Origin of the sequence: uncultured Streptococcus sp. (assembly GCF_963456385.1) — a bacterium.
Taxonomy (GTDB): Bacteria; Bacillota; Bacilli; order Lactobacillales; family Streptococcaceae; genus Streptococcus.
Window position 1 is genome coordinate 1 of record NZ_CAUOLF010000027.1, and the last position, 25,539, is coordinate 25,539.

At 43.4% G+C, this 25,539-nt stretch carries 23 protein-coding genes and 1 pseudogene; 2 read left to right on the plus strand and 22 right to left on the minus strand.

What is annotated here, in order from left to right:
- The 6 genes and pseudogenes from RP262_RS10085 to lepA form a co-directional block, all read right to left on the minus strand.
- Positions 1–167, minus strand: a pseudogene (locus tag RP262_RS10085) (AraC family transcriptional regulator); the annotation flags it as partial.
- Between the two features lie 93 nt (positions 168–260).
- On the minus strand, positions 261–755 hold the full coding sequence (locus RP262_RS10090; RefSeq protein WP_002912619.1) for a YkgJ family cysteine cluster protein: 495 nt from the start codon (positions 753–755) through the stop codon (positions 261–263).
- Positions 756–922: 167 nt separating this feature from the next.
- The gene (locus RP262_RS10095) at positions 923–1,567 is read right to left on the minus strand and encodes a hypothetical protein (protein WP_080555619.1); all 645 of its coding nucleotides are present in this window, start codon (positions 1,565–1,567) and stop codon (positions 923–925) included.
- A gap of 105 nt (positions 1,568–1,672) precedes the next feature.
- Complete coding sequence (gene pnuC / locus RP262_RS10100) at positions 1,673–2,464, minus strand: nicotinamide riboside transporter PnuC (RefSeq protein WP_111675720.1); 792 nt, start codon at positions 2,462–2,464, stop codon at positions 1,673–1,675.
- Between the two features lie 330 nt (positions 2,465–2,794).
- A complete protein-coding gene (locus RP262_RS10105; protein WP_311155055.1) occupies positions 2,795–3,427 on the minus strand; it encodes a hypothetical protein in 633 nt (210 codons plus the stop codon).
- Positions 3,428–3,469: 42 nt separating this feature from the next.
- On the minus strand, positions 3,470–5,293 hold the full coding sequence (gene lepA, locus RP262_RS10110) for a translation elongation factor 4 (protein WP_032908149.1): 1,824 nt from the start codon (positions 5,291–5,293) through the stop codon (positions 3,470–3,472).
- Between the two features lie 122 nt (positions 5,294–5,415).
- Here lepA and RP262_RS10115 point away from each other — a divergent pair, with 122 nt between their 5' ends.
- Complete coding sequence (locus RP262_RS10115) at positions 5,416–6,231, plus strand: Cof-type HAD-IIB family hydrolase (protein WP_311155056.1); 816 nt, start codon at positions 5,416–5,418, stop codon at positions 6,229–6,231.
- Between the two features lie 78 nt (positions 6,232–6,309).
- Here the strand turns inward: RP262_RS10115 and RP262_RS10120 are convergent, their stop codons facing one another.
- The 6 genes from RP262_RS10120 to RP262_RS10145 form a co-directional block, all read right to left on the minus strand.
- A complete protein-coding gene (locus RP262_RS10120; protein WP_311155057.1) occupies positions 6,310–6,675 on the minus strand; it encodes a TIGR02328 family protein in 366 nt (121 codons plus the stop codon).
- A gap of 51 nt (positions 6,676–6,726) precedes the next feature.
- Positions 6,727–7,821 (minus strand): ferrochelatase, encoded by a 1,095-nt coding sequence (gene hemH, locus RP262_RS10125; RefSeq protein ID WP_311155084.1) that lies wholly within the window; start codon positions 7,819–7,821, stop codon positions 6,727–6,729.
- 195 nt (positions 7,822–8,016) lie between these two features.
- Positions 8,017–9,300, minus strand: coding sequence for a glycosyltransferase (locus tag RP262_RS10130; RefSeq protein ID WP_311155058.1), 1,284 nt, complete (start codon positions 9,298–9,300; stop codon positions 8,017–8,019).
- Entirely contained in the window at positions 9,269–9,916 is a 648-nt protein-coding gene (locus tag RP262_RS10135; protein WP_311155059.1) for a hypothetical protein, read from the minus strand. Before RP262_RS10135 ends, RP262_RS10130 begins: the two co-directional genes overlap by 32 nt.
- The gene (locus tag RP262_RS10140) at positions 9,909–11,051 is read right to left on the minus strand and encodes a glycosyltransferase (RefSeq protein ID WP_311155060.1); all 1,143 of its coding nucleotides are present in this window, start codon (positions 11,049–11,051) and stop codon (positions 9,909–9,911) included. Before RP262_RS10140 ends, RP262_RS10135 begins: the two co-directional genes overlap by 8 nt.
- 2 nt (positions 11,052–11,053) lie before the next feature.
- On the minus strand, positions 11,054–11,824 hold the full coding sequence (locus RP262_RS10145; RefSeq protein ID WP_311155061.1) for an SDR family NAD(P)-dependent oxidoreductase: 771 nt from the start codon (positions 11,822–11,824) through the stop codon (positions 11,054–11,056).
- A 138-nt stretch (positions 11,825–11,962) separates the two neighbouring features.
- Here RP262_RS10145 and pepT point away from each other — a divergent pair, with 138 nt between their 5' ends.
- Positions 11,963–13,186: a peptidase T gene (gene pepT / locus RP262_RS10150; RefSeq protein ID WP_311155062.1), complete on the plus strand. Its 1,224-nt coding sequence runs from the start codon at positions 11,963–11,965 to the stop codon at positions 13,184–13,186.
- A 96-nt stretch (positions 13,187–13,282) separates the two neighbouring features.
- Here the strand turns inward: pepT and RP262_RS10155 are convergent, their stop codons facing one another.
- The 10 genes from RP262_RS10155 to carB all read right to left on the minus strand — a co-directional run bounded on the left by RP262_RS10155 (position 13,283) and on the right by carB (position 25,522).
- Positions 13,283–13,783, minus strand: a complete 501-nt coding sequence (locus RP262_RS10155; RefSeq protein ID WP_311155063.1) for a DUF3592 domain-containing protein — start codon at positions 13,781–13,783, stop codon at positions 13,283–13,285.
- 48 nt (positions 13,784–13,831) lie between these two features.
- Positions 13,832–14,323 carry a hypothetical protein gene (locus tag RP262_RS10160; protein WP_311155064.1) on the minus strand — a complete coding sequence of 164 codons (492 nt, stop codon included), beginning with the start codon at positions 14,321–14,323 and terminating at the stop codon, positions 13,832–13,834.
- On the minus strand, positions 14,308–14,625 hold the full coding sequence (locus tag RP262_RS10165; RefSeq protein ID WP_311155065.1) for a hypothetical protein: 318 nt from the start codon (positions 14,623–14,625) through the stop codon (positions 14,308–14,310). The genes RP262_RS10160 and RP262_RS10165 overlap by 16 nt, the downstream gene beginning before the upstream one ends.
- 14 nt (positions 14,626–14,639) lie before the next feature.
- On the minus strand, positions 14,640–15,248 hold the full coding sequence (locus tag RP262_RS10170; protein ID WP_311155066.1) for a hypothetical protein: 609 nt from the start codon (positions 15,246–15,248) through the stop codon (positions 14,640–14,642).
- Between the two features lie 104 nt (positions 15,249–15,352).
- Positions 15,353–16,099: a PoNe immunity protein domain-containing protein gene (locus RP262_RS10175; protein WP_311155067.1), complete on the minus strand. Its 747-nt coding sequence runs from the start codon at positions 16,097–16,099 to the stop codon at positions 15,353–15,355.
- 69 nt (positions 16,100–16,168) lie between these two features.
- Complete coding sequence (locus RP262_RS10180) at positions 16,169–16,771, minus strand: hypothetical protein (RefSeq protein WP_311155068.1); 603 nt, start codon at positions 16,769–16,771, stop codon at positions 16,169–16,171.
- Positions 16,772–16,879: 108 nt separating this feature from the next.
- Complete coding sequence (locus RP262_RS10185) at positions 16,880–17,407, minus strand: hypothetical protein (RefSeq protein ID WP_311155069.1); 528 nt, start codon at positions 17,405–17,407, stop codon at positions 16,880–16,882.
- Positions 17,408–17,561: 154 nt separating this feature from the next.
- Complete coding sequence (locus tag RP262_RS10190) at positions 17,562–21,113, minus strand: pneumococcal-type histidine triad protein (protein WP_311155070.1); 3,552 nt, start codon at positions 21,111–21,113, stop codon at positions 17,562–17,564.
- 9 nt (positions 21,114–21,122) lie between these two features.
- Entirely contained in the window at positions 21,123–22,061 is a 939-nt protein-coding gene (locus tag RP262_RS10195) for a metal ABC transporter solute-binding protein, Zn/Mn family (protein WP_311155071.1), read from the minus strand.
- Positions 22,062–22,342: 281 nt separating this feature from the next.
- Positions 22,343–25,522 carry a carbamoyl-phosphate synthase large subunit gene (carB, locus tag RP262_RS10200; RefSeq protein ID WP_311155072.1) on the minus strand — a complete coding sequence of 1,060 codons (3,180 nt, stop codon included), beginning with the start codon at positions 25,520–25,522 and terminating at the stop codon, positions 22,343–22,345.
- Between the last annotated feature and the right edge of the window lie 17 nt (positions 25,523–25,539).

Genomic DNA, 25,539 nt, shown 5'->3' on the forward strand with positions numbered 1-25,539 from the left:
TCCACTTCTGCGTCCAGCTTACTTTCCAGATATTCCATGGTTCGATTGAATTGATGCATCATATTCTTTTTCACCTCACAAAAAATACTAAGGCCGTTAAAAGCAAAGTGGAAATAGGAAAATTGACGGAGGGGCTCCTGCTCCGAGAAAATTTTATCTTTTTTCACACAGCTTTTAGGCCGTGTTCAATTCTAACTATAGTCTAACAGATTTAAGATACTTCCGCCCTAGAATTTTTGTACAAGATTTAGAGGGGGATTTTACAACCTATCCCGCAGCTTCTCCACAAAGAGATAAGCCGCTGGACAGGTCAGGGTATTTTTGATTGTCAGATGATTAATCTGATGAATCTTCTTGCGGTCTGTATGAGGGAACTCGCGGCAAGCCTTGGGACGGACATCGTAGATTGAGCAGAGATTGTCTCCACCTAAAAAAGGACAAGGCATGGCCTTGAAGACCTTGTCACCGTCTTCGTCCACTTGCAGAAATTCCTCTTCAAAAGCCGGCAGCTTCATCTTGAAATACTTAGCAATACGGACAATATCGGCTTCCTTAAAATCTGGTCCTAAAGTCTTACAGCAATTGGCGCAGGCCGTACAGTCAATCTCTTCAAAAACCTCATCATGCATTTGCTGGGCAATCTTATCTAGATTTTTTGGTGGCTTTTTCTTGAGACTGGCTAAAAATTTTCGGTGCTCTTTCTGCTTTTGCAGGGCTAGCTGGTGGTACTTTTCAAGGTCGATTTCTTGAGTCATATATTTTTCTTTCTGTATTCAAATTCTTTTTATTATATCATAAAATGAGCGCTCTTAAATGTTGTCAAACCCCAAAAATATGACATATTCCACCCCATAAAAAAATCTGAGAACGAGTCCCAGATTTGCTTTTTATGAACTTAGAGAGCAATCATCACATGCGGTTGCTAAATGCTTTTTCCACCGTCCTTGCTGACGCTCCAAGTTTCTTCGATATAGGGGATAAACTCATACAGAGTATCTTCATCGCCTTCAAAGGACATCATATAGACCTTATCGCCTTGTTTGAAGACCCAAACCGTTAAATTTTGAGTGGATTTTAAAACAACATTAATCTGAAAGGCTTCATTTCCAGCTACGGTACTCTTTGCTCCCCAAAAATCATCGACTTCCTTATTATCCTTCCAGTGATAAGCAATGCGTTGGGCAATGGTTTCAGCGTTGAATTCTTCGCCTTCTCCGATATTGGCTTTTTCTTTTGTATAAGCGTTCATCGTGACAATGTTATAGCCACTTCCATCCGTATACTGGACACTGTCGCCACCATCTACGTCTGTAAACTTAATCCAATTATCAGGAATACTGATATAGCCATAATCATCAGAGCCGACGCGCATCGTACCAGTAGTCTTTGACGAATCTTTTTCTCTACGACTACTACTGCTTGTATCGCTGTCATCTCTCAGGGAAACCCGACTGGAAGAATCAGATGGTTTCCGACTGCTATAGCTCTTAATAAGGCTACAGGAAGATAGAGAGAGACCGGCTAAGATTGTCAGGGAGAGCAGAAAGTACTTCTTTTTCATGGTCATTCCTTCCTAAATCTAATAAATTTTACTAATACTAGTTTACCATATTTTTAGGACGAAAGGAAAGAGAGATATTGTCGCATCCGATTTCTTTTTCCGTTTATAGGACTATGCTTTTTTAGCAGCCTTATTCCACTGGTACCATCCGACCAAACTGTTGATTAAATAGATCAAATATTTCCCTTGAATCTGAAGACTCTCACCCCACCAGAGGTAAATAGAAAAAATATTGGTCGCTGCCCAGAAAATCCACTGTTCACGATAAACAGCCGTCATCAAGATTTGCCCTACACCATTTGTCGCATCTGTGATTGAATCACGATAAGGACGATTAGCCCCCACAGACTGATAAATCAAGCCAAAGACCAACCACCAAAGCATACTGAGCGATAGATACTTTGTCCATCCTTTGGCATCTAGCTTACGAGCAACAAACTCTTGCTTTTCTTTTTTAAACTGACCTTGGTAAATCCACACCAAGAGTCCAATTGGCTGCATGATGGTAAAGTAAAGAGTCGTCAGGACCTCGCCATAGAAGCCTTTCTGCAAGGCCAAAATCAAGTAAATCACAGAATTAATCAAACCAAAGAGGTAATTGCTAGCCCGTCCTTCAGAAACGAAGATTACACAGATAATCCCAGTCAGACTGCAAATCATCCCCGTCCAATCCACGATGCGATGTTCATATATCAGCTCCAGCCAGAGCGGAAAACTCCCTAGAATCAAGAGATAAACCCATTGACCTAGACTGCGATGAGCAAACAAATCGTCCCAGATAAGTTTCAAGGTACCAGAAAAGCCGAGCTTCTTCATACTAGTCACCATTCGTTTATAGCCACCAGACATTTCAGAAAGCGTCAGCTTCATGTTTGCGATTTTCTTTTGGATATAAGTATTCATTCTTTCTCCTTTTGTTTTTTAAGAGCCGTGTCAAATTGACTTACGGATGCAACGCTCTATTATTTTCGAACACGCATAAGGTCTGTCTTATACAGTGTTCACATTTTATCATATTCCTATTTTAGAAAATGTCAAGTAAAATCAAAAAAAGATTTCCTAACGTTCGGATTTCAAGAAAAGACCTACAAATTTTTGTAAGTCTTTTTACTTAGATTTGATAGTAGCCGAACATTTTTTCTGATTTGTTACTATCTTTTTGTGAAACATAATTAGCTTCTACACTGAAAAAACAAGAGACTTAATAAATAGGCCTCTTGTTTTTTTAAACTATTATTCGCTGACTGCTCCCTTGCTATCAAGACTCCAAGTATCTTTCATGTTTGTAATGAAATCATCAAGAGTTTCTTCGTCGCCTTCAAAGGATAGTATATAGACTTTGTCATCTTTTTGGAAAACTAATGTATTAGCAAGTTGCCCCGATTTCAGAATGATGTTTATTTGAAAGGCTTCTATTCCTGAGACAGTACCTTTAGAGCCCCACATCTTCTCAATATTATCTTTTTGACTCCAATTATAGGCTACATGCTGAGCAATTGTTTCTGCATTGAAAGTCTCACCATCTGCTACTTCAGCTTCTGCCTTGGAAACAGCATTCATGGTAACGATATTATAAGCAGAACCGTCGGTGTATTGGATAAGTCCCTCAACCTCTGCATCAAAAAATTTAATCCATTTACTTGGGATATTGATATAACCAAACTCTGGAGAACCAACACGTTTTGTTTCTTGATTGGTTTTGTTCTTGCTTTTTTTAGAAGAAGAATTTGAAGACTTCTTTTTCACTTGTGCACTGGAACTGGTTGAAGAACTAGATTGACCAGTCTTTTGTCCAGAATTGGCACACGATGCAAGAGTAAGTGAAGTTAATACCAGAACTGCTCCAAGCATATATGATCGTTTCATGATTTTCTCCTTTTGGGATATATTACCTAGAGAAATAAGACTTTATTCCTCATCCATACTCAGGACGCTGAGGAAGGCTTCTTGTGGGACTTCGACAGAACCGATAGCTTTCATCCGTTTTTTACCAGCTTTTTGTTTTTCTAGGAGTTTGCGCTTCCGAGAAACATCACCACCGTAACACTTAGCTAAGACATTCTTACGCAAGGCCTTGATGTCTGTCCGAGCCACGATTTTCTGACCGATAGCGGCTTGAATAGGTACTTCAAACTGCTGACGAGGAATGATTTTCTTGAGCTTGTCTACAATCAGCTTACCACGCTCATAGGCAAATTCCTTGTGAACGATAAAGCTGAGAGCATCAACCTTGTCTCCATTGAGGAGAATATCCATCTTAACCAGCTTGGACGAACGATACTCTGAGATTTCATAGTCAAAGCTAGCATAGCCACGGGTAGAGGACTTGAGCTTGTCAAAGAAGTCAAAGACAATTTCAGCAAGTGGGATTTGATAGATGACATTGACCCGATTATCATCGATATAGTCCATGGTCACAAAGTCACCACGCTTGCGCTGAGCCAACTCCATCACCGCTCCGACAAATTCCTGTGGCACCATAATCTGCGCCTTGACATAAGGCTCTTCAATGGAATCAATCTTAGTCGGATCCGGAAATTCGCTCGGATTGGACACATCAATTGAAGCACCATCTGTCATATTGACCTTATAGATAACTGACGGCGCCGTCATAATCAGATCAATATTAAACTCGCGCTCCAAACGCTCCTGAATGACATCCATGTGCAGCAAGCCCAAGAAACCACAACGGAAACCAAATCCTAGCGCCTGCGATGTTTCTGGCTCAAACTGCAGACTGGCGTCGTTTAGCTGGAGCTTTTCAAGCGCTTCACGCAGGTCATTGTATTTATTGGACTCAATCGGATATAGACCAGCGAAGACCATAGGATTCATCTGCTTGTAGCCAGCTAGTGGCTCTGCAGCTGGATTGTCCGCCAAGGTCACTGTATCTCCGACCCGAGTATCCTGCACCGTCTTGATAGAGGCTGCGATATAGCCAACATCCCCTGTCGCTAAGAAATCACGTCCAATAGCCTTGGGCGTAAAGATGCCAACCTCTGTTACGTCAAAGGTCTTGCCATTGCTCATGAGCTGAATGGTATCTCCCGGCTTGACCACACCGTCCATAACCCGCACTTGCAGAATTACCCCACGATAGGCGTCATAGACCGAGTCAAAGATTAAGGCTTTGAGCGGTGCTTCAACATTTCCAGTCGGAGCTGGAACTTTTTCCACAATCTGCTCTAAAATTTCCTCAATTCCGATGCCAGCCTTGGCAGAAGCCAATACGGCTTCGCTAGCATCCAGTCCAATCACATCTTCAATCTCTGCCCGCACCCGCTCTGGATCCGCAGCTGGTAGGTCAATCTTATTGATAACAGGCAGGATTTCCAAGTCATTGTCCAGAGCTAGATAGACATTTGCCAAGGTTTGAGCCTCAATACCCTGAGCAGCATCCACAACCAAAATAGCCCCTTCGCAGGCTGCCAGTGACCGCGATACCTCATAGGTAAAGTCCACGTGTCCTGGCGTGTCAATCAAGTGGAAGATATAGGTTTCACCGTCCTTAGCAGTATAATTGAGCTCGATGGCATTGAGCTTAATGGTGATACCGCGCTCCCGCTCCAAGTCCATGCTGTCCAAGAGTTGGGCCTGCATTTCCCGACTGGAAACCGTCTCAGTCGCCTCCAAAATTCGGTCAGCCAAGGTTGATTTCCCGTGGTCAATGTGGGCAATGATGGAGAAATTGCGGATCTTCTCCTGACGTTTTTTCAAATCTTCTAAATTCATTTTTCTCATCCTTTTAGGGTATTCTATTTATTATAACACAAGACCAGTGATTTTTCCTATAGACTCGGACTTTCTCTATAAATTATGCTATACTAGTCAGAGAATAATTTTGGAGACACTTTATGATTAAAATTCTTGCACTTGATATGGACGGCACCTTGCTCAACAGCAAAAAAGAAATTCCTCAGGCTCACATTGAGGCTATCCACCAAGCCATTGATAAAGGGGTTAAATTAGTCCTCTGCACAGGTCGCCCCTTGGTCGGCGTCAAGCCTTACTATGACAAGCTGGGCCTTGCACAAGAAAACGAATATGTCATCGTGGACAACGGCTGCGCTACACACCAGACCAGCGACTGGAGTCTGGTAGATTGGCAGGAGCTGAGCGGTCAGGATATCCGCTATCTCTACTCCCTGTCTGAAAATAGCCCTGTCCAGCTGACTCTCTTTGATGAGGAGCATTATTTCGTTGTCGGAGAAAAAGCTAATTCCTATGTCGTGAATGACGCTAGCTTAGTCTTCACCACTCCAACTGAGATTAGACTGGAAGAGGCTTGCAGCGGTCAACACAGAATGTTTCAAGCTATGTTTTTAGGCAGCCAAGAACAGGTAGATGCTTTTGAAGCTGACTTTGGCCAAGAAATCTGCCAGCGTTTCAGCGGCGTTCGCTCCCAGCCAGTTATTTACGAGGCCATGCCGTCTGGTGTGACCAAAGCCTTTGCCCTAGAGCGACTGGCTAAACAATTGGACGTCAATCCTCAAGAAATCATGGCAATCGGTGATGCCAACAACGACATCGAAATGCTGGAATATGCAGGTCTCGGTGTTGCCATGGGAAATGCTTCAGACTATGTCAAAGGCCTAGCCGATGCCATCACAGACAGCTGCGAGGAAAATGGGGTCGCAACTGCTATTGAGAAGTTTATTTTGAATTCGTAAAAGTCAAAAAAGAAGAGCAATGTCTCTTCCTTTTTTTGTTCTATAACCTTAATACTATGCCGTCTTGGCACTTGGAAATCAAAAAAATTCTATTCCCTTCTCTTTCAGATTTTCCAAGCATTCTTGCAGATAGGTTGCGTCATGCTCCGGATAAATAGGATGTTCGAGCTCCTCAGCTAGCAACTCCTGGTAAGGAGGGCAAGTCTTGCCACGGTAGTCTTTATCCAGCCAAAGGGGATCCGGCTGATAGCCCCGTTGTTGCATCTCCTCCATAATCAAGAGGTGATAAGCATAGAGGCAATAAGGACTGTGCTCAAAAACATAGTTGACCGTCGCATGCGGCTTGCCCCACCCTCGTCCACGTAAGGCTGCACACTCTCGGTGCTGGCCTAAAAGCTGCTGGCGCGGAAGTTTTTCAATCAAATCTTGGTGCCAAAGTCTCACGGTTTTCTCCTTCTAGAATAATCTTATAAAATGATCAACGAATATGAACAATCAACTCTTGGGCAGTTTTCCTGCTTTCTCCAGCATTTTCTTGACAAAATATGGCATCTTAACATTCTCGCGCCCCTTTTTCTCAATCAACTTCTTGACGAAATCTGGCATTTTCAGCTCTGCATCCTCTGCAAGAATCTGGCAGCTCTCCTCCGACGGCTGCAATTCATCGAAGGTTTCTTCTTCTGGAAAACATTCTTTGAAGGGTTTATGCTCATGGTGGCGGATAGTTTGAATCAGGGCGTCAATTAAACGGTCGTCTGCATTGGGCATAGGCGGTCTATGATAAGCAACATCCAGTTCATCGCAAAGTTCCTTACACTCCACATCATTGTCAAAAAGAACCTCTATATGCTCACTTATAAAGCTAATCGGCACAAAAATATAATGCTGCGGATGTGCTTTTTGCTGGCGCATGTAGTCCAGCACGTCAGGTTTAATCCAAGGGAGTCCGATGTCACTCTCACTTTGCCAAACATTGAGATAATCCTCTTCTGTCAGACCTAACCTTTCAGCAATCAAACGGGCATTGTCATAGATCTGATCAATGTAAGGATCTCCGAAATCCAAGGCCAGAATAGGCACACTGTGGGCTGAGAAGAAAATCTTGAAGGTCTCTTCTCTAACCTCTTCTGTAAGAATCTTTCTCAGCTCCTCTGCCCAATAATCAAGAATAGCTTCTTCCTGATACCATTCCTTAATGATATTAAAGCGGATGGAATCACTCTGGATAAACTTCTCATAGCCCATGACAGAATAGTAAGAAAAATGCGGCTCTAGAATCAAACAGATACAATCCTCAATACCATCCTCTTCCATCTGCTCAATCACATCTGGTATAAAAGGACGTGAAAATTTATTGGCAAAATAAACCGCATACTCACCAGCCAAACGCTGACGAACCTTTTCCACCTCTTCTAGACTGATACGCTGCAGAGGCGTTCCGCCAATGAGAACATAGTTATCATAGAGGGTCTGAATTTCATGGTCTTGCGGCCTGACACCGCGACGAATATTGGTAAAAAATTCAGCCACTCCCTCAAAGCTAATCTCCTCTGGCGAGCCAAAAGTCATCATTAGAATTGCTTTCTTCATCATCTTTCCTCTTCAGTCACTTCGAGAAAGCCAAGTTGGCTTTCCAACGACTTTCTTGTAATCACTTTCATTTTAACATCTTAAAAAAGACTTGAATAGACCAAAAAACCTATTCCTTGAAAAGAATAGGGAAATTTAATAATTCAGACACTTTAATATTGGAAGTATGTTTTAATAGTTTGTTGAGTTTTCCAGTTATAAATCAAGCTTGAGCAACCGCCCCAACTCTTGATAGAGAATCTCTGTAGGCTGATATTCTTTGCTTTGTTGGGCAAGAGTTTTCAACTGAGACCAGTCCGTGTGATCCGTCAATTCCTTAAAAAGGCGCAGCACTTCTGCATCATTCTTTCTGCGAGAAACCAGCCCCACCTGGGCAAGCTCAGCACGAACGGCATTGTCAAACTGGTCATAATCCTGCGGCAAAATTAGACTGGGAATCTCATGCTCAATACAGGCCATCATAATACCCGTCCCTGCATGGTGAATGGCAAAATCTATCTTGTCCAAAATATCTGTATAAGGCAAATAGTCAAAGAGCAGCAGGTTTTCAGCAAGTCTCTTCGGAGCATTGCCCAAGCCACTAGCTTCACCCAAGGTAACGTAAAATAGGTAATCTGGGTAGAGCTGACTTAGCTTTTTCGCTCGCTCCACCATGCGCTCCTTCTCCCATTTCAAATGCGTACCGCAAGTCACTAAAACCCGCTTCTTATCGGCCTTAAAATAAGACTCCTGAGCTGCAGGCAGGCGATCAAAGGACAGGCATTTGTAGCCAACCCAGCGAAGCTGCTTAGGAAAATCCTCTCGAAACTCCAGCTCTTTCATGCCCAAAGCCAAGATAGAGTACGGCGAATAAATGGCTTCTGTGCCGTCTTCCCGATAGAGTTTAAAATCTTGATAGTCTCCCAAACTCTTCCGGACCAAAGCAAAGGCCATTTTCTTTCCACAGCGAATAGCTTGCCTGCCCAAGGCATCTCTGAACTTGTATAAGGCACCCTGATGAGGTTTCCATCCTCCCAAATAGGTCGGCGTTGTCGTCCGGCACTCAATCGCAACCGGACTCGGAATCGTGGTTATCCATGGGATGCCAAAGCGATCAGAAATCAGGCCTGCTGGTGAAGCAACAAAATCCGCTATGACCAAATCCGGTTTACCGCCCTCTTGCCAAATTCGATTTAACTCATCTATAACTTCTGGAATTAGTCTGGAATTGGCCCGAAACTGTTGATAGGTAATCAAAGGATTGCTTTGCTGCGGTGTATTGGCAATGTCCTCCATCACGGTCGGTCTTTCTGGAAAGAGTGCTAGACAGTCAAAACCAATTTCCTCTACTAGCTCTTTCTTTTGGCAGCCAGTGATGACCCGAACGCGAAAACGCGGATCCGCTAGCAGAGGCTTGACTAAGGTCAAAGTAGGCAGCAAATGCCCACTAAATGGCACACTAATCACATCAATCTTTATCACTTTTTCTAATCCAGTCATGAACTAATCCTTTCACATCTTCCCTGTATTCATAATCAAAATGGTTGCTATCCACCATCACATCAGCTGGATGGCTATCAAGACATCTGCTGTAAATATCCTTCCTGCCCTTGATGACCAGCAAGTCAATATCCTTGCGAGTTAGGAGTCTCCGTGAAACAGGCCCCAGCGCAATCACTCTCAGTCCGATTGGCAGATTTTCCTCAACCAAATCCTCCAGCCACTGGGTCAGCATATTGAGTCCCGAGCTCTTGCAGATAATGACAGCCTCCTCAGCATTCAGTAAAGGAGATAAGTGCTGCTGCAAAGCCTTCTGAAAGCGAGAATTGTAGAGAGTATGCCAATAGTAACGGATATTGGAAATGGAAGCATTCAGCAAGGAAACTTGGGTTTGTCGCTCATGCTCAAATCTCTGGTTAAATGGAAAATTACTAGGCACTACTGAGAAATCCGATGGACAAATCTGTTCAAGAAACTTAAGTTGTCCTGCAGTCAGACTAGCGCTCTCCAAATGACTGCTGCCACTGAGAAAAAGCAAGACTTTGCTAGATTTTAGCAAGGTTTTGTCTGGCGACAGAGCATCCAACTTATCCAAGTACTGCTTCATCTTACTCATAGCGGATTTTCCCATCCGTCACTCGAATCTTCCTTCCCCGCCAGTTAATCAGCGGCGGACTAAGCAAGACATAGAGGAAAAGCCAAGGCAAGACAAGGTCATTCAGCACCTCGTAGAACACTTCATCCAGATACGGCCGACCGGATAGAATGTGACGACGATAAGCCAGCATCCAAACCGCTTTGACCAAGAGCAAAAGCAAAGCCAGCAGTACAAAAGGCCAGCCAAGAAAGAAAGAAATGAGCAAGGCAGGAAGGGGCAGGAAACTAGGCAGAGCAATTAAAATAATAACCTTCCAGTCCAAGTGCTCTTTCAGATAGATGGAGCTAAAAAGCAGCCAACGCTTCATTTGCAGCAGATATTGCTTGGCATCCTTGATAGTAGTCCGAACATTACAGGTCACCCGCGTCTGGATAATCTCCACTCCCTTGCTGCGCAGAAAATCCGCTACAGCCAAATCATCACATAGATAGTCTTTAATAGCACTGAAGAGCTTCTGCTCCCTAGCCAGTTCAAGTGGCAGGATGTAGAACATTCCATTAATCGAGTGGTTAGCTTTGACTTCTGCCATGGTAAAATAAGTAATAAAAGAATTTCCATTGACAAAAGCTGCCACTAGCTTGGACCAGAAATTGCTTCGCTCTTGATTATAGGGAATGCCGGTCAGAATAACATTCTCACCCAGATAATCTGTCAACTTCCCCATTTTTGAAAAATCAATAACACTGTCGTCATCAAGAACAATCAGATATGGCCGGGTCAGCTCATCTATAATCTGCTCAATCTTATAGCTCTTAGGATTAATCCCCTGTGGGACATCATCCATGAGAAAGACACGAATGCGCTGGGCATAAGAAGGATTTTGACAAATCTTGTCAGCCACTCGCTGCGCCTCTGGGTCAGACTGATCAATCAGCCAGTAAAACTCCACTGCTTCTGTCTGCTGGAGATTGGCTAATAAATCATTTTCCAAACGAGGGTCACCAGATAGGATGGGCTGAACCACCGTATAAAGCTCCTCTTGAAAGTCTGATGAAGAGCTCTGCCCTTTTTTCAAATAAGCCAAAGACAAGAGCCAACGCAAGATAAAGAGAAGCAGGTAAGCAGATGTCAGCAGGGAAAAAATAAGTTTCATGATCAAAGCCCCTTTCGTAGATAAGCGCCAATCAAACGGATAATCCATCTTTGCGGAAGTAGCTTCATGAGCCAAGCCAGTAGTCGATATCTCTTGCCCACTATAGCATAGGAACGGCCTTGCAGGAGCAGTCTAATGATGCGTCGTGCCACTGTCTCTGGACTCATCTGTAATTTAGCACCACCCAAAGCATACTGCAGCTCTGGAGGAAAGATGGCAGTCCGAACCGGTCCCAGTATATAAAGACAAACTCTCATTTCAGAGCCTTTGAGGCGCAGCTCTTCTTGCAAGGCTAGACAGTAAGTCTGCAAAGCGGCCTTACTGGCGCTGTAAGCTGCCAGATAAGGATGGGGACAAAGTGCCGCTAGTGATGAAAGCTGGACAAGTCTTATCTTGCAATTGCGCTCCGCAGCCTGCTTCATCAGCCGAATAGGCGCTTGGTAATTGACCTGCCAGAGGGCATTTTCAGCGACTTCTGAAAGAGATAGCGCTGGACCGAAACTAGCCAGACCGCAGCAATTAATCAGTAAATCAGCCTCTAGCTGCTGAGCAAAATCGTCAACAGCAGCCGCATCCAGCAAATCCAAAACTCTGCAGGAAAGCTTAGCTCTAACTCCAGACAAGTCCTCTTGCAACTGGGTGAGTTTAACTTCATCTCTGCCAACCAAGACCAGCTGATCTGTCCTTTGAGCCAGTTCTCTAGCCAGCTGACGACCTATACCTCCCGAAGCCCCCAAAATCACAGCTTTGCTGATTGTTTTTTCCATTTGCATAGATATAGTTTACCAGATTTTGACAAGATATAAAACTAATTGCTAGATTTTACCTTTGCCCTCAAGAAACGAAAAACATTTCTCACTCTCTCCTGAATATGCTAAAATAGACTTAAATGAAATGAAAAAGGAGCATTTATGAAATATCCTAATCTTTTAGAGCGTTTCCTGACCTATGTCAAGGTCAACACGCGCTCAGACGAGACATCTACTACTACACCCAGCACCCAGAGTCAGGTGGACTTTGCCAACAAGGTCCTCATACCCGAGATGAAGCGGGTTGGATTGGAAAATGTCTACTATCTACCCAATGGCTTTGCGATTGGAACTCTGCCAGCTAACGACCCTAGCTTTACCCGCAAGATTGGCTTTATTTCCCACATGGATACGGCAGACTTCAATGCGGAAAACATCCAGCCGCAGGTTATTGAAAATTATGACGGCGGTGTGATTCCGCTAGGACAATCTGGCTTTAACCTAGATCCTGCGGACTTCGCCAGTCTCCATAAATACAAGGGCCAAACCCTGATTACGACTGACGGAACGACTCTTTTGGGAGCAGATGACAAGTCTGGTATCGCTGAAATCATGACGGCTATCGAATACCTGTCTGCCCATCCAGAAATCAAACACGGAGAAATCCGAGTTGGCTTTGGTCCAGATGAGGAAATCGGTATCGGGGCTGATGAGTTTGACGCTGAAGACTTTGATGTAGACTTTGCCTACACAGTAGACGGCGGACCTTTAGGCGAGCTCCAATACGAAACCTTTAGCGCCGCTGGAGCAGAACTGACCTTGCAAGGCCGCAATGTCCATCCGGGAACTGCTAAAGACCAGATGGTCAATGCTCTCCAGCTTGCTATTGACTTCCACAACCAGCTGCCAGAAGCCGACCGACCAGAGAAGACCGAGGGCTACCAAGGCTTCTACCACCTGATGAACCTGACCGGTACTGTCGAAGAAGCACAAGCAAGCTACATTGTCCGCGACTTTGAGACAGAAGCTTTTGAAAATCGCAAAGCTGCTATGCAGGCTATTGCTGAAAAGATGAACCAAGATCTGGGCAGCGAGCGTGTTATCTTGACCCTCAAAGACCAGTATTACAACATGAAACAGGTCATTGAAAAGGACATGACACCTATCCATATCGCCAAAGCAGTCATGGAAAGTCTGGACATCCAGCCTATTATCGAGCCTATCCGCGGCGGAACTGACGGCTCTAAAATTTCCTTTATGGGTATCCCGACACCTAACCTCTTTGCAGGCGGCGAGAACATGCACGGCCGCTTTGAGTATGTCAGCCTAGAAACCATGGAGCGCGCTGTCGATACCATCATCGGTATTGTTACCTATCAAGAGTAAAAAAAGAAACCACAGAAGTTCACGAGGAATTTCTGTGGTTTTGTTGTTTGTAATACGAGGAGGATAGTAGACCTCAGTCCTAACAGCTCCATTACTTTAAATTAAATAGACAAATGTAAATAACACTATCAATAATAGATATACCAATAAGAAAATGATCATTTGTATTCTTAAAATTCTATCATGTCCTGGATATCTTTCAACAAACCCCTGTTGAGGCTTTTGGGGATTATACCACACTGACATTTTAGAACCAATAGGGAATATTTTTTCCAAATTTAATACATGATATGGACTTCTAATATATTTTGTATCTAATACTTCAGCCTTAGCTTTTCTCGAAGTTGTAGTTTCATAAGATGAATAAGATAAACGTTTTTCATAATTTTTGCCATCTACCACGTATTCAACAACTGGTAAAGCGGCTAAATCTGAACTATTTAAATAGCTATATCTAACTACTCTGCCAACAACTTTTGTTGTCGCATATTTCTGAATATTTTTCTCTCTTCTATAAAATAAAAAATATATCAAAAATAGCAAAGCAAAAACAGCAGAGAAAATTAGTACGATTTGGATATATACCTTTTTTATCACTTACAGCACCTTTGTTTTATTCCTTCTGTTCTCTTTATTTTCTTCATACTATCCACGTTTTTTGTTTTTGTCAAACACATTATCCCCTATGTCTGTCCAAAACCTATATTCTCTTGGAATTAAATCAAGGAAATGTTGATATTTCCCTATCCATGGAGCTGAGATATATTCCTCAAAAGAAATATATTCTGCGTAATATGAATACAATAAGAGATTATCCATATCAACTAATAAAGATGGGGCGAAATCATAAATAGCGTTCAGTTTATCCGTTTTATACTCATTAGCAAAGACGTTCCTTAACTCTGACAGATCGCAACTATATTTTTGCATATCTTCTAAAAAATAGAGAATATTCTCAGGCAGTAAAATCGGAGAGCGTAATCTTTCCTTATAAATCTCATCTAAATCGTATCCCGCTTCTTCGTAATTAATATACCATAACTCCAAATCAGAAATATACCAAGAATACTGATTTTTGTATTTAAAAGCGACAACAATATTTTCACCATATTTTGCTCTAATCATTTTTTCACCCATTTAATTATTCTAACATTTTGTACATATTCAATAAACCATTGGTTTATTGGTGCTGGAAGTTCAAAAGCGTAACCTTCGAAGCCATTTCTCTTGAATACATCTTCGTCCACTAGTTTAGGAGCCATTCCATTCTGATTTAAAGGATTGGATTCATATTCCTTTTTTAACATTGAATTCTCTTTAATAATGTCGTCAATATCTGAATCTAACCTGAGCAATTGAATTGACATTAGGACTCTCTTGTATTTCTCTCTTTTGGCTTTATCACTGTCAATTTGTGCTCTTAAACTAGCATCATTCATTTTCTTCCCTACTTCTATTCTGCAGGTTGCTCTCCAGAATTTTGCTGCCTCAAGTCTTGTAAGGATTTATCAACCACCTTCTTAATCGTCTCGTCATCAGCTCCAGGGATATGGTAATGAGAGTTACTATTATCACTACTGGAGCTTTCCGTTTGAGCACTTTCTTCAATGGCAGTTGACGAATTAGACATAGAAGATGTTGATGTGGTAGATGTTCCCTCATTAACCTTGAGTGCATCATTTAGCTCTTTATAATTAATCTTCTGCTGCTCAACAGGTCTATAGAATACTGCAAAGGAGAGAAGCAAAGCTAAAGTTGCACCGATACCTGCTAATGTCCTTTTATTAGCCTCAGCCGTAGGAATCTTTACTCCTTTTGTACTAAGATCTTTCCATTCAGGATGCTCTTCTTCTATCGCTTTTTTCTGTTGCCAAAAAGGAACAAGCAGAAAATGATTGACAGGTATGACAGACGCCATGGCTGTTGCTAAAAATGGGATAAATCTGGAAGAACTAATTATTAGCATACAATCTAGTATGGCAAATAAAATGAAAAGGAAAATCACTAAAGCAAGACGAATTCTATACTCCTTTTTAACCTGTAAATATTTCTCTTGGGACATCTTAAAACCTTCCTTATTTTTAGTTTCATTTGTAATTTTTAATAGAGATAGTCAATATTTCTGTAAATCGTTAATGCTATCACTTAAATATCTCTTAGCACACACTAGTCTTTAGCTCCTTCAGCAACTAAATCATAAGGGAAATACGGAATGCCTTCCAATTCCTTGTAATCCAATCCCTTGATTTTGCAAATAGCGCCTGATTCAAAGGACCAATAGCCATAATAACTTTTATTGTTTGTTTTATGCAAATCATGCCATCCCGTATCTTTGCTCCCTTGATACCATTTCTTAGTCAAATATTCTTTCAGCAGTTTGAGGGACTGTTCAGCATTCTCTTCTTCAATAATTTTTCGAGTAAAGCCATAAGGTCTTGGGAAATTATAGTTTATCCGAATCTTCCAATCTGGTTGACGTGATTGAATCAAGTAATCAATCAAATAATCCTCTGGATCATCCTTTTTGACCAAATCAACTATCTGGTTAAATATTGCTTCATCTATATCCAACATAATTCCAATTGAAAGAGCCCAAACCATTTGTTCGTAACCAGAGTTACTATGCCATGATAGCTTCATATTTTTTATATACTTAATATACTCGCTCTTAAATTTTTCAAGAGAATAACCAGCTGTATAAGTAGCAATCATAATTTCTTTTTGATATCTAAAAATCGATGATCTTATATTAGAGATTACTACCATATTATCTAACGAAAATTTTTGAACTCCTTCTTTCTCATCTTGTTCAATTTCTTGAATTCTTTCTTCAGAATCCTGAATAGCTTTTTGAAAAATATTTATAAGTCCATCTATATTATTTCTATCTGAAAATGTATCTCTTAATTCCATTTATATCCTCTTTCTAAAGCCATAAAGCGCCTTCTTTTATGTTTATGAATTTTCAGCATATTACCAGTTTTATTGATTATTCTGATTTTCTTCCTCACGTTGTTTATGTAAATCCTCGAGAAATTCCTTCTGAACTTGCTTTAGCATGCTACTGTTCGGAATTTTACTATTAGTAGAGCTGTCTGCTTTCGAGGAAGATGTATCTTCTGTATTTTGCTGTTCAGACGATTCTTCTAATATATCTGTTGAGGATTGGGCTAGCTCCTGATTCTCAATGCTTTCATATACTTTAGGATCAATGATAATAAATGGCTTTGTCACAACTGGCCTATAAAGCGAGAAGAAAGAAACAATGAGTACAAGCCCAGTACCAATAAATACCGAAACTGATTTTAAAAGATTTTCGCTTAAAATCTTTATGTCTTTTCCCTTAATTTTCTTCCAATCAGGATGCTCAGCTTCGATTGCTTTTTTGCGTTGCCAACAAGGAAATAGAAACCCAAAATTAAGTCCAAACATCGTAATTGTAAAAATAGACATAAAACTATGATATGGAGAATGATTTGCAATCATAACAAGTGATAAAACAGCTCCTAAAATCACAAGCAATATGATGAAGAGCAAGCGAAGATTCGCTTCTTTCTTTAAAATCAGATATTCTTCTTTGGTCATTTTTCTCTCGTTTCTTTTTTATGATTCAAATTTCACTACTTAAATATTTTACAATTTTTTAGCAATCAATCCCTTAATCTAACTTTCAAATTATAACTTTATCTATCTCTACTCTCCATTTTCGTCTTGTCCGACCGACGAAGCCTCAGATTGATTGTCGCCTTGACTGTCTCCAGTGCTCGCTGAACTATCTGATTTTGGAAAATCCAAACTATACTCAGTTTCTGTACTAATCGCTGGGAGATCAATATCTATTATTTCCTGATTTTGAACAGGATTATAAGAAGTGAAAAAGGCCCAAACCATATAAACAAGAATGGCTGGATATACAATCAGATGTCTTCCCCAAAAATTCCCAGAAGCTTCAGCACCTCTTGTAGACATTCCTTTCAATTCTGGATACTGGGCCTCGTATCGTTGCTTTTTTGTCCAATACGGCCTTGATATAACAATACCAGCAAATACAACTAAGCCAATAGAGACATTTTCAAAGATTAGATTCCTAGATCTTGAATAGACCAAAATAAAGGATAAAATAGCTCCTGTAATGGCCGTTAGCAAGAATATAAAGCGGCTATAAATAGCTTCTTTTTTTAATCTAAGATATTCTTTGATGGGTGGTTCTTTTTCTGTCATGATGACAATCCTTTCATCTATCAGTCTCCGTTTATTTTAACACAATATCAATCAAATAAGTATAGGGTTGTGAAAATCAAAAACGAATGATGGTCTTAGACCTGGCTTGGTCTTCATCATTCGTTTTATTGTTGTTTTACATCAAAATGTAAGCTTAGCTAATCTGAACAGTTTTCAGCTGGCCGTCAGCTCCTGTAAAGCTGATGCTTCTACTTGCTGGATTATAGCTGAAAGTCTCTAGACTGACACCGTAGAGCTGAGAAAGCTCCTGCAATTTCTGGTTGAATGCTTCCTCTGACATGCCAAAACTCGCTGCTAAACTTGATTGACCAGCTGGATTTGCAGTTGTCGAAGATTCTGCTGGTTTGTCAGATTGGTTTTGAGCTGCTTCTCCAGTGGCAGATTCGGAAGGTAGATCGCCATTTTGCGCAATATCTGGAGCACTGCTGCTTGCTGGCTGACCAGAAGCAGGTTGTTCAGCTGGTGCTTTGAGGAAGCCTTTTTGCACCGCATAGGCATCTGCTGCTTGGCGCTCGGCTTCTGACAAGTCTTTCTTGTAAATATAGTGCTCGTGGTCCAAATGGACTACCCGATAGCCTTGCTCGTCCGCTCCGACAATATCCTGCAGATTAAAGTGATAGCCATCATCGTTCCCATGCTGAGAATCGGACTCGCTTGCCCCCTCAGGATGGATGAGTGACTGCTGGAAGGCCAGGATTTCCTTGAGTAGCTCTTTCTTGTGTGTAGCTCTCTGTCCAAGCTTATCAAAAAGCTGGTCTAGCTGCTGGTATTGCTGCTCACTTCCTTGATTCTTTTCCAGATACTGATGGATAGACATGAGCAAATTATAAAGCTGTTGATAAACTTCCTGATTTTCCGTATTAGCTGGCTCTTCCTTTTGTCCAGCAATTGTTCGGCTCATCTGATCCAAAAGCTTCTGACTTGCTGTCAGCAGAGCCTGCTTGTCTGAGCTGCTGCTCTTTAATTCCTTGCCTAATTCTAAGATTCTAGCCGCATAGTCTGCTCGGCTGTTTTGGTCCTTCACTTCTCCTAGCAATTCCTGCGCTTTTCCAAGGAAGACAAGTGCTTGAGCACTCTTTTCGCTCTCATCCGAGGTGCCAAAATCATCATAAATCCCCTTCAAAAAGTCATAAATCATGGCCTTATAGGTTGGCTGATCTGGCTCTCCCTGATCCAGCTCTGTCTTTTCAGAGGACGGAGAAGGCTGACCGCTAGCAAGGGCTGCTGCAATTTCTTTCTTAGTCTGATAGAGGGCAGGAAAAAGCTGCTGGAGATTAGTCGCTTCTATAAAGGCTTGAGACTTATAGAGAGTCAAGGTCAGCTCGGCTGCTTTTCTGCGCAGCTCAGGGCTCAAGCGCCCATCCTCTAATGCTTGGTAGAAATAACGAATATAATCAACCGCTGTGACGCCTGTCCGATCATGATAATCTTCTAAAGCGGATAATACTTGTCCTAGCTCTGCCATTTCATCTTGATTTTGGCTAGCATAAGCATTTTGCAGACGCTGCAACAAGTCAGCTTTCTTCAGCCCATAGCTATCCGTGTCAAGCCGGTTCATTCTCTCCAAAAGCCCTTGATAGGTCTTGTCTAGCTCGGTCTCTTGGATTGGCTTGACCGTCTGATCCACATGGATAAACTGCTTATCAAAGTTATCCAGACTGCTCAGGTAGCCGGCTGTTGAGTTGCTTGGCAGCTTCTTCATGGTTTCTACAAACTGCCCCAAAGCAAGCTCAATCCGCCGCTGCATAAGAGGATCATCGGCATAGAGACGCTGACTGTCCGCTTTTAGGCTTTCTACTTTTTGCAAAATAGCGGCCTCATCATAATCGCCCTGCTCATACTTAGATTGAATCTGAGGCAGACGATTTTTCAAGGCTTCTGCTGCGCCCTTGGACTGGATTTTGATATAGTGGTTATGGTCGCCATGAGGAATGACAAACTGACCATCTTCCACCTGCAGACTGTAAGGCGAAAGACCTGAGCGCAGGGCTGTTGTATAGAGCTCATTCATGAAGTCCAGCTCTGCATTTCCCGTTACCAGAGGAATGCGAACATGCTCCTTGCGGACAGCATAGGGGTGGATATGTGTCGGATCATAGGCTTGGTCAGGGTTATTAAAGACAAAGAAGCCATTTGAGATGCGAACCGCTTCCTTGGGAACACCATAGGTTTGGCAGATATAAGCAATCTTTTCCTCATCACTGGCATCGCGTGAATAGCGTTCAGCATCATTGACTGCTGCAGACGGTTTTACTGGCTGCTGCTTGGCCAAGACCTGCTCCGCTGCTTGAATCTGTTCAGCAGTCAAGTCTTTCTTGTAAAAGTAATGAGCATGGTCTCCGTGCGATACCATGTAGCCTTGCTCGTCCTTGCCAATGACAGCCTCCGCATGAAAACCATGGTCGTGCTCAGGCTGTGACGGTAGCTGAGGCTTCAAAGCTTGCAGAGGATCTCCTAGCGGCTTGTAAGTATAACCAATAGGAATCAAGCGGGCAATCTTCGCTTCCAAGTCTGATAGCTTGTCATAAGGAATGAAATGATGGTGGTCTCCGTGGGGTATAACGACTCCATTTTCTGTCCGACGGCTGATTTTCAGCGGGTCAAACACCACGCCGTCCCCTTCATGATAGCGCTGAGACTGAGGCAGGGCATAGAGTAGCTGCAGCAGACTTGGCAAGGATGGCTGAGATGGTTGAGACGGCTGGAGCGGATTAGACGGACTCAGCTGAGTAGCCGCTAAGCCAGGACTTGGCTGCTCAATCTTTGAATGATTTGACAGCTGTGGAGACGGATTTGAGACTGGTCCACCCTGATTGTCAGCACTATTCTGATTCCAAGTATTGGAAGAAGCAACCGTCCTGCCGTAGTTAGGCGGGTTCACTCGTCCGCCAGCCCGTCTGCTATTCCAGTAGCTCTGAGCCGCAGCCAATTCTGCCGGCGACAAGTCGCTCTTGGGAATGTAGTGAAAATGGCCGCCATGCGGCACGATAAAAGCATCGCCAGTATCCTCGATGACGTCATAGGGACTGAACGTATAACCATCATCCGTCCTATATCCCCCTTGGCCTTGGTAAGAAACTCCTGCAAGGTCTGCTGCCGTCTTTCCCGCAGCTAAGGACTTGCTAGGTTGACTGAAATCGCGAGTTCTGCTTGATTTTGTAGTGGAAGATTTGCCACTATCGCCTTCTTCCTTGGTCTTATGCAGCTTCTTCTGCCGTGCAATCTCATCTACCGAGCGGACATTACTGGTATGCTTGGCATCCTTGAGGTAGAGATAATACTTCCCATCTAGCTTGATGATATAGCCATCCTTGACCTCATTGACTATATCTGCTTCCTGCAGCGTGTAATTAGGATCTCGGATAATCAACTCTTCGCTGATAATGGCATCAAAAGGCACCTTTCCATCAAAGTAATGATAATGGTCTCCGTGAGAAGTGACATAGCCCTGATCCGTAATTTTCACGACAATTTGCTCTGCTTCAATACCTTCCTCATCATTGATTTGGTCAGATGTCAAATTTTTGTTTTTATCCGTCTTGGCACCCGAAGTCTTATCCTCAATATAGGCTACTTTGTTATCTTTGGTCTGAGGTCGGGGCTGAGCTTGCCATTGGATAAGCCCGTAAGTTCCGAGACCAAGAGCTAATACAGCTACTGAAGCTAGGAAATATTTCTTTTTCATGGTTTTCCTTTATCCTTTCAAATCTTTAGCTAAAACAGCTAGATTTTCTTCTAAATTTTCTAAATAAGATAGTTGATTGGCTGGGTCAGCTTCCAGAGGATTCAGCTCCTTGATTTGTACACCGGTCGCCTTGACCAAGGTTTGAGCCACTTTGGAAGAAGCATTGCTTTCCACAAAAATGGTCTTCACCTCGTGCTCCTTGACAAAGTCTTCTATCTCTTTCAGCTGGCGCGGACTAGGCTCCTGCTCCGGTGAAATACCAGCAATGCCCAACTGGGTCAGCCCGAAGCGCTTGGCCAGATAAGAAAAGGCAGTATGCTGGGTGACAAAGGTCTTGTTGGGCACTTTATCAAAAATCTTCTGATAGCGTTCTGTCAGTTTTTTAGCCTCTTCTTGAAATTTTCGGGCATTGGCCTGATAAGTCTCCCGATGGTCGCTATCCAGCTCTGATAACCTGTCGGCGATAATCTGAGCTTCTTCCGCAGCCTTCTGAGGATCCAACCAGGTATGGGGGTCATAGAGCGTCTTCTCATCCACTCCCTCTCCCGCTTGGACATCTTCCAAACCAGCGACTCGATCCAGCTTCATACCCTGGGAAGCCTCAAGTACTTGAACCTTGGAATTCTTGAGACTAGGATTCAGCTCGCCAGCCCAGGACTCCAAGGTCCGTGAATGATAGACAAAGACATCTGCATCATAGATGGCTGCCACATCATTGGCTGAAGGCTCAAAATCATGAATGCCGCTGCTAGACTGAATCATGCGCACATCATTCAGATCGCCCGATATAGCCTTAACCACGGAGTAGATAGGATAAAAGCTGGTTACAATCCTCAATCCTTGCGACTGACTGGATGGACCAGATTCCTTTTGAGACTGACAAGCCCATAGACACAAGACCAGGGCCAGCAGACTAAGGCAGGCTAAGAATTTTAAAGCTCGTTTCACAATATCTCCTTAACTCATTATTAACCGGTTTATTAACTGGTTAATATAATACACTTTGTCAACTTCTTTGTCAAGCTTTTTAAGAAAATAAAGCAAAAAGGAAGTAAGATTCTTTCCCACTTCCACTTTGCTTTTAATTCAATATATTTTGAAAGGTTATTTATTACGACTATTCAAGGACAGAATAAGCTTGGACAGATGGATTTTTCAAGCTTAGCTGTATGAAATTCCTTTTACGACTTTCATACTGTCAAATGACGATCTGGAAGTTGGAAATCGCTCTATATCGCCTCTGTAGTGAAACTGCGGCTTTCAAGCACCTTCAGCATGGCATCGGCCGTGTCCAAGGCTGTGAAGAGTGGTACTCCATGCTCAATAGCTGAGCTGCGGATAATTTGGCCATGCTTATCTGCTGTCCGCTTGGTTCCGACTGTGTTGATAATAGCCTGAACCTTACCCTTGCGGATATAGGCTGGAATGTCTTTGTCATCATCACTGCCGATTTTTTCCACCAGGCGGACGTGTAGGCCATGATTTTCAAAATAAGAGGCTGTTCCCTTGGTTGCCCAAATACCATAGCCAATATTGGCAAAACGCTGAGCCAGCTGCAAGGCTTCTTCCTTGCTATCGCCTGCAATAGTAAAGACGATATTTCCAAAGTTTGGCAGATGGAGATAGGAAGCCTCAAAAGCCTTATAGAGTGCTTTTTCGAGCGTGCGGTCACTGCCCATGACTTCGCCGGTAGACTTCATTTCAGGTCCCAAGAGACTATCAACCTTCGCCAACTTGGTAAAGGAGAAGACTGGCGCCTTGATATGAACCATGGAACTTTCTGGATGAAGGCCATCTTCATAGCCCAGCTCTGCTAAAGTTTCCCCAAGGATCAAACGAGTCGCTACTTGCGCCATCGGAATATCGGTCACCTTGGACAAGAAAGGAACAGTCCGGCTGGCCCGTGGATTGACCTCAATGACATAGACCTGCTCATCTTTGATGACGAACTGAATATTCATCATGCCGATACAGTTGAGTCCCAGAGCCAAGCGTTTAGTATAGTCTGCAATGGTATCCTTAACTTTCTGCGATAGGGTTTGCGGCGGATAGGCTGCCATGGAATCCCCTGAGTGAACCCCTGCCCGCTCGATATGCTCCATAATCCCTGGAATCAAGACCTGACAACCATCAGAAATAGCATCCACTTCGCACTCATCACCAACAATATAAGAATCAACCAAAACCGGATGGTCTGGACTGGCCTTAACCGCTGTCCGCATATAAGAGCGTAGATCCGCTTCGTTTTCTACGATTTCCATGGCACGGCCACCCAAGACATAGGAAGGTCGCACCAGGACTGGGAAGCCAATCTTACGAGCTGCTTCTACTGCTTCCTCTTCATTAGTAGCCGTCTGGCCTGGCGGCTGCGGAATATCCAGCTCCTTCAGAGCTTGCTCAAAGAGATCCCGATCCTCAGCTCGATCCAAGTCCGCTACTTGGGTACCTAAAATCTTCACACCAGCCTTGGACAGAGGCTCTGCCAGATTAATGGCTGTCTGTCCGCCAAACTGAACAATAACACCTTTAGGCTGCTCCAGCTCAATGACATTCATAACATCCTCAAAAGTCAGCGGCTCAAAGTAGAGCTTGTCAGAGACAGAAAAGTCAGTCGATACAGTCTCCGGATTGCTGTTCATGATAATTGCTTCATAACCAGCTGCCTGAATGGCCTTTACAGAATGAACAGTCGCATAGTCAAACTCCACTCCCTGCCCAATTCGGATAGGACCAGAACCCAGCACCAGAACTGATTCCTTGCTGGATTTGACAGATTCATTTTCAAAGCCATAGGTAGAGTAGAAATAAGGCGTCGCAGACTCGAACTCAGCAGCACAAGTATCTACCATCTTGTAAACCGGCACAATCTTCTGCTCCTGTCGGATGCAACGCACCTGCTCAGCTGTCATGCCCCACAAGGCTGCAATCTTAGTATCCGCAAAGCCATTTTGCTTGGCTTTCTTGAGCACATAACTATCTCCGATATGACTGGCCAGCTCCTGTTCGATTTCGTAAATGTGGAGCAGCTTATCCAGGAAAAAGACATCAATCTTGGTCAGCTCAGCAATTTCATCCGGACTGTAACCACGGCGAATAGCCTCTGAGATGTAGAAAATCCGGTCGTCTTGTGCCTTGACAATCTTCCTCATCAGCTCATCATCGCTTACTTGGCTGAGAGCAGGCAGCTCATTGTGGTCCGCACCAACTTCCAGAGAGCGGCAGGCCTTGAGCAGACTCTCCTCAATATTGCGGCCGATAGCCATGACTTCCCCTGTCGCCTTCATCTGGGTTCCCAGACGGCGTTCACCCTGCTCAAATTTATCAAATGGAAAGCGTGGAATTTTAGCGACCACATAGTCCAGAGCCGGCTCAAACATAGCATAGGTAGAGCCTGTTACCGGATTGATGATTTCATCCAATGTAAGCCCGACTGCGATTTTCGCCGCCAGCTTGGCAATCGGATAGCCAGTCGCCTTAGAGGCTAGGGCTGATGAGCGGGAAACCCGCGGATTGACCTCGATGACATAGTATTTGAAACTATGCGGGTCCAGAGCCAGCTGTACATTACAGCCCCCCTCAATCTTCAGCGCTCGAATAATCTTGAGACTGGCGTCCCGCAGCATCTGGTATTCATAGTCTGAGATAGTCTGACTAGGCGCAAAGACGATTGAATCCCCTGTGTGAATGCCGACTGGGTCAAAGTTTTCCATATTACAGACGACTAGCGCATTGTCGGCGCCATCCCGCATGACTTCGTATTCGATTTCCTTAAAGCCCGCTATAGATCGCTCGATTAGACACTGAGTAACAGGAGAAAGTTTGAGGCCGTTTTCTGCGATTTCCTGCAGCTCTTCTTCATTGCTACAGATACCGCCGCCAGTTCCTCCCAGTGTAAAAGCCGGACGGACAATGACTGGATAGCCGATGCCAGCCGCAAATTCCAGCGCTTCATCCACTGTATTGACAATTTCTGACTCAGGGATGGGCTGGCCAAGTTCTTCCATCAGCTGCTTGAAGAGATCCCGGTCTTCCGCTTGGTCAATGGCCGATAACTTGGTCCCTAAGAGTTCCACTCCCAGCTCTTCTAAAAGCCCTGACTTGGATAATTCCATGGCCATATTGAGTCCGGTCTGGCCACCCAGAGTAGGCAGAAGAGCATCCGGCCGCTCCTTGCGCAAAATCCTCGCAACAAACTCCAGCGTGATAGGCTCGATATAAACTCGGTCTGCAATTTCTTTGTCCGTCATAATGGTCGCTGGGTTAGAATTAACCAAGACAACACTGTAGCCCTCTTCTTTCAAGGACAGGCAAGCCTGAGTCCCAGCATAGTCAAACTCCGCAGCCTGACCGATAACGATAGGACCAGAACCGATGACCATAATTTTCTGAATATCTTTACGTTTTGGCATAGTGCACCTCTCAATCT

Excerpts from the sequence above, each read along its gene's own strand:
- RP262_RS10170 (WP_311155066.1), bottom strand. The coding sequence starts at position 15,248 with ATGTCCCAAGAGAAATATTTACAGGTTAAAAAGGAGTATAGAATTCGT.
- RP262_RS10140 (WP_311155060.1), bottom strand. The coding sequence starts at position 11,051 with ATGAAACTTATTTTTTCCCTGCTGACATCTGCTTACCTGCTTCTCTTT.
- RP262_RS10130 (WP_311155058.1), bottom strand. The coding sequence starts at position 9,300 with ATGACTGGATTAGAAAAAGTGATAAAGATTGATGTGATTAGTGTGCCA.
- RP262_RS10135 (WP_311155059.1), bottom strand. The coding sequence starts at position 9,916 with ATGAGTAAGATGAAGCAGTACTTGGATAAGTTGGATGCTCTGTCGCCA.
- RP262_RS10095 (WP_080555619.1), bottom strand. The coding sequence starts at position 1,567 with ATGACCATGAAAAAGAAGTACTTTCTGCTCTCCCTGACAATCTTAGCC.
- RP262_RS10115 (WP_311155056.1), top strand. The coding sequence starts at position 5,416 with ATGATTAAAATTCTTGCACTTGATATGGACGGCACCTTGCTCAACAGC.
- pepT (WP_311155062.1), top strand. The coding sequence starts at position 11,963 with ATGAAATATCCTAATCTTTTAGAGCGTTTCCTGACCTATGTCAAGGTC.
- RP262_RS10190 (WP_311155070.1), bottom strand. The coding sequence starts at position 21,113 with ATGAAAAAGAAATATTTCCTAGCTTCAGTAGCTGTATTAGCTCTTGGT.
- RP262_RS10185 (WP_311155069.1), bottom strand. The coding sequence starts at position 17,407 with ATGACAGAAAAAGAACCACCCATCAAAGAATATCTTAGATTAAAAAAA.
- carB (WP_311155072.1), bottom strand. The coding sequence starts at position 25,522 with ATGCCAAAACGTAAAGATATTCAGAAAATTATGGTCATCGGTTCTGGT.
- lepA (WP_032908149.1), bottom strand. The coding sequence starts at position 5,293 with ATGAATTTAGAAGATTTGAAAAAACGTCAGGAGAAGATCCGCAATTTC.
- RP262_RS10105 (WP_311155055.1), bottom strand. The coding sequence starts at position 3,427 with ATGAAACGATCATATATGCTTGGAGCAGTTCTGGTATTAACTTCACTT.
- RP262_RS10175 (WP_311155067.1), bottom strand. The coding sequence starts at position 16,099 with ATGGAATTAAGAGATACATTTTCAGATAGAAATAATATAGATGGACTT.
- RP262_RS10090 (WP_002912619.1), bottom strand. The coding sequence starts at position 755 with ATGACTCAAGAAATCGACCTTGAAAAGTACCACCAGCTAGCCCTGCAA.
- RP262_RS10165 (WP_311155065.1), bottom strand. The coding sequence starts at position 14,625 with ATGAATGATGCTAGTTTAAGAGCACAAATTGACAGTGATAAAGCCAAA.
- hemH (WP_311155084.1), bottom strand. The coding sequence starts at position 7,821 with ATGAAGAAAGCAATTCTAATGATGACTTTTGGCTCGCCAGAGGAGATT.
- RP262_RS10145 (WP_311155061.1), bottom strand. The coding sequence starts at position 11,824 with ATGCAAATGGAAAAAACAATCAGCAAAGCTGTGATTTTGGGGGCTTCG.
- pnuC (WP_111675720.1), bottom strand. The coding sequence starts at position 2,464 with ATGAATACTTATATCCAAAAGAAAATCGCAAACATGAAGCTGACGCTT.
- RP262_RS10180 (WP_311155068.1), bottom strand. The coding sequence starts at position 16,771 with ATGACCAAAGAAGAATATCTGATTTTAAAGAAAGAAGCGAATCTTCGC.
- RP262_RS10160 (WP_311155064.1), bottom strand. The coding sequence starts at position 14,323 with ATGGGTGAAAAAATGATTAGAGCAAAATATGGTGAAAATATTGTTGTC.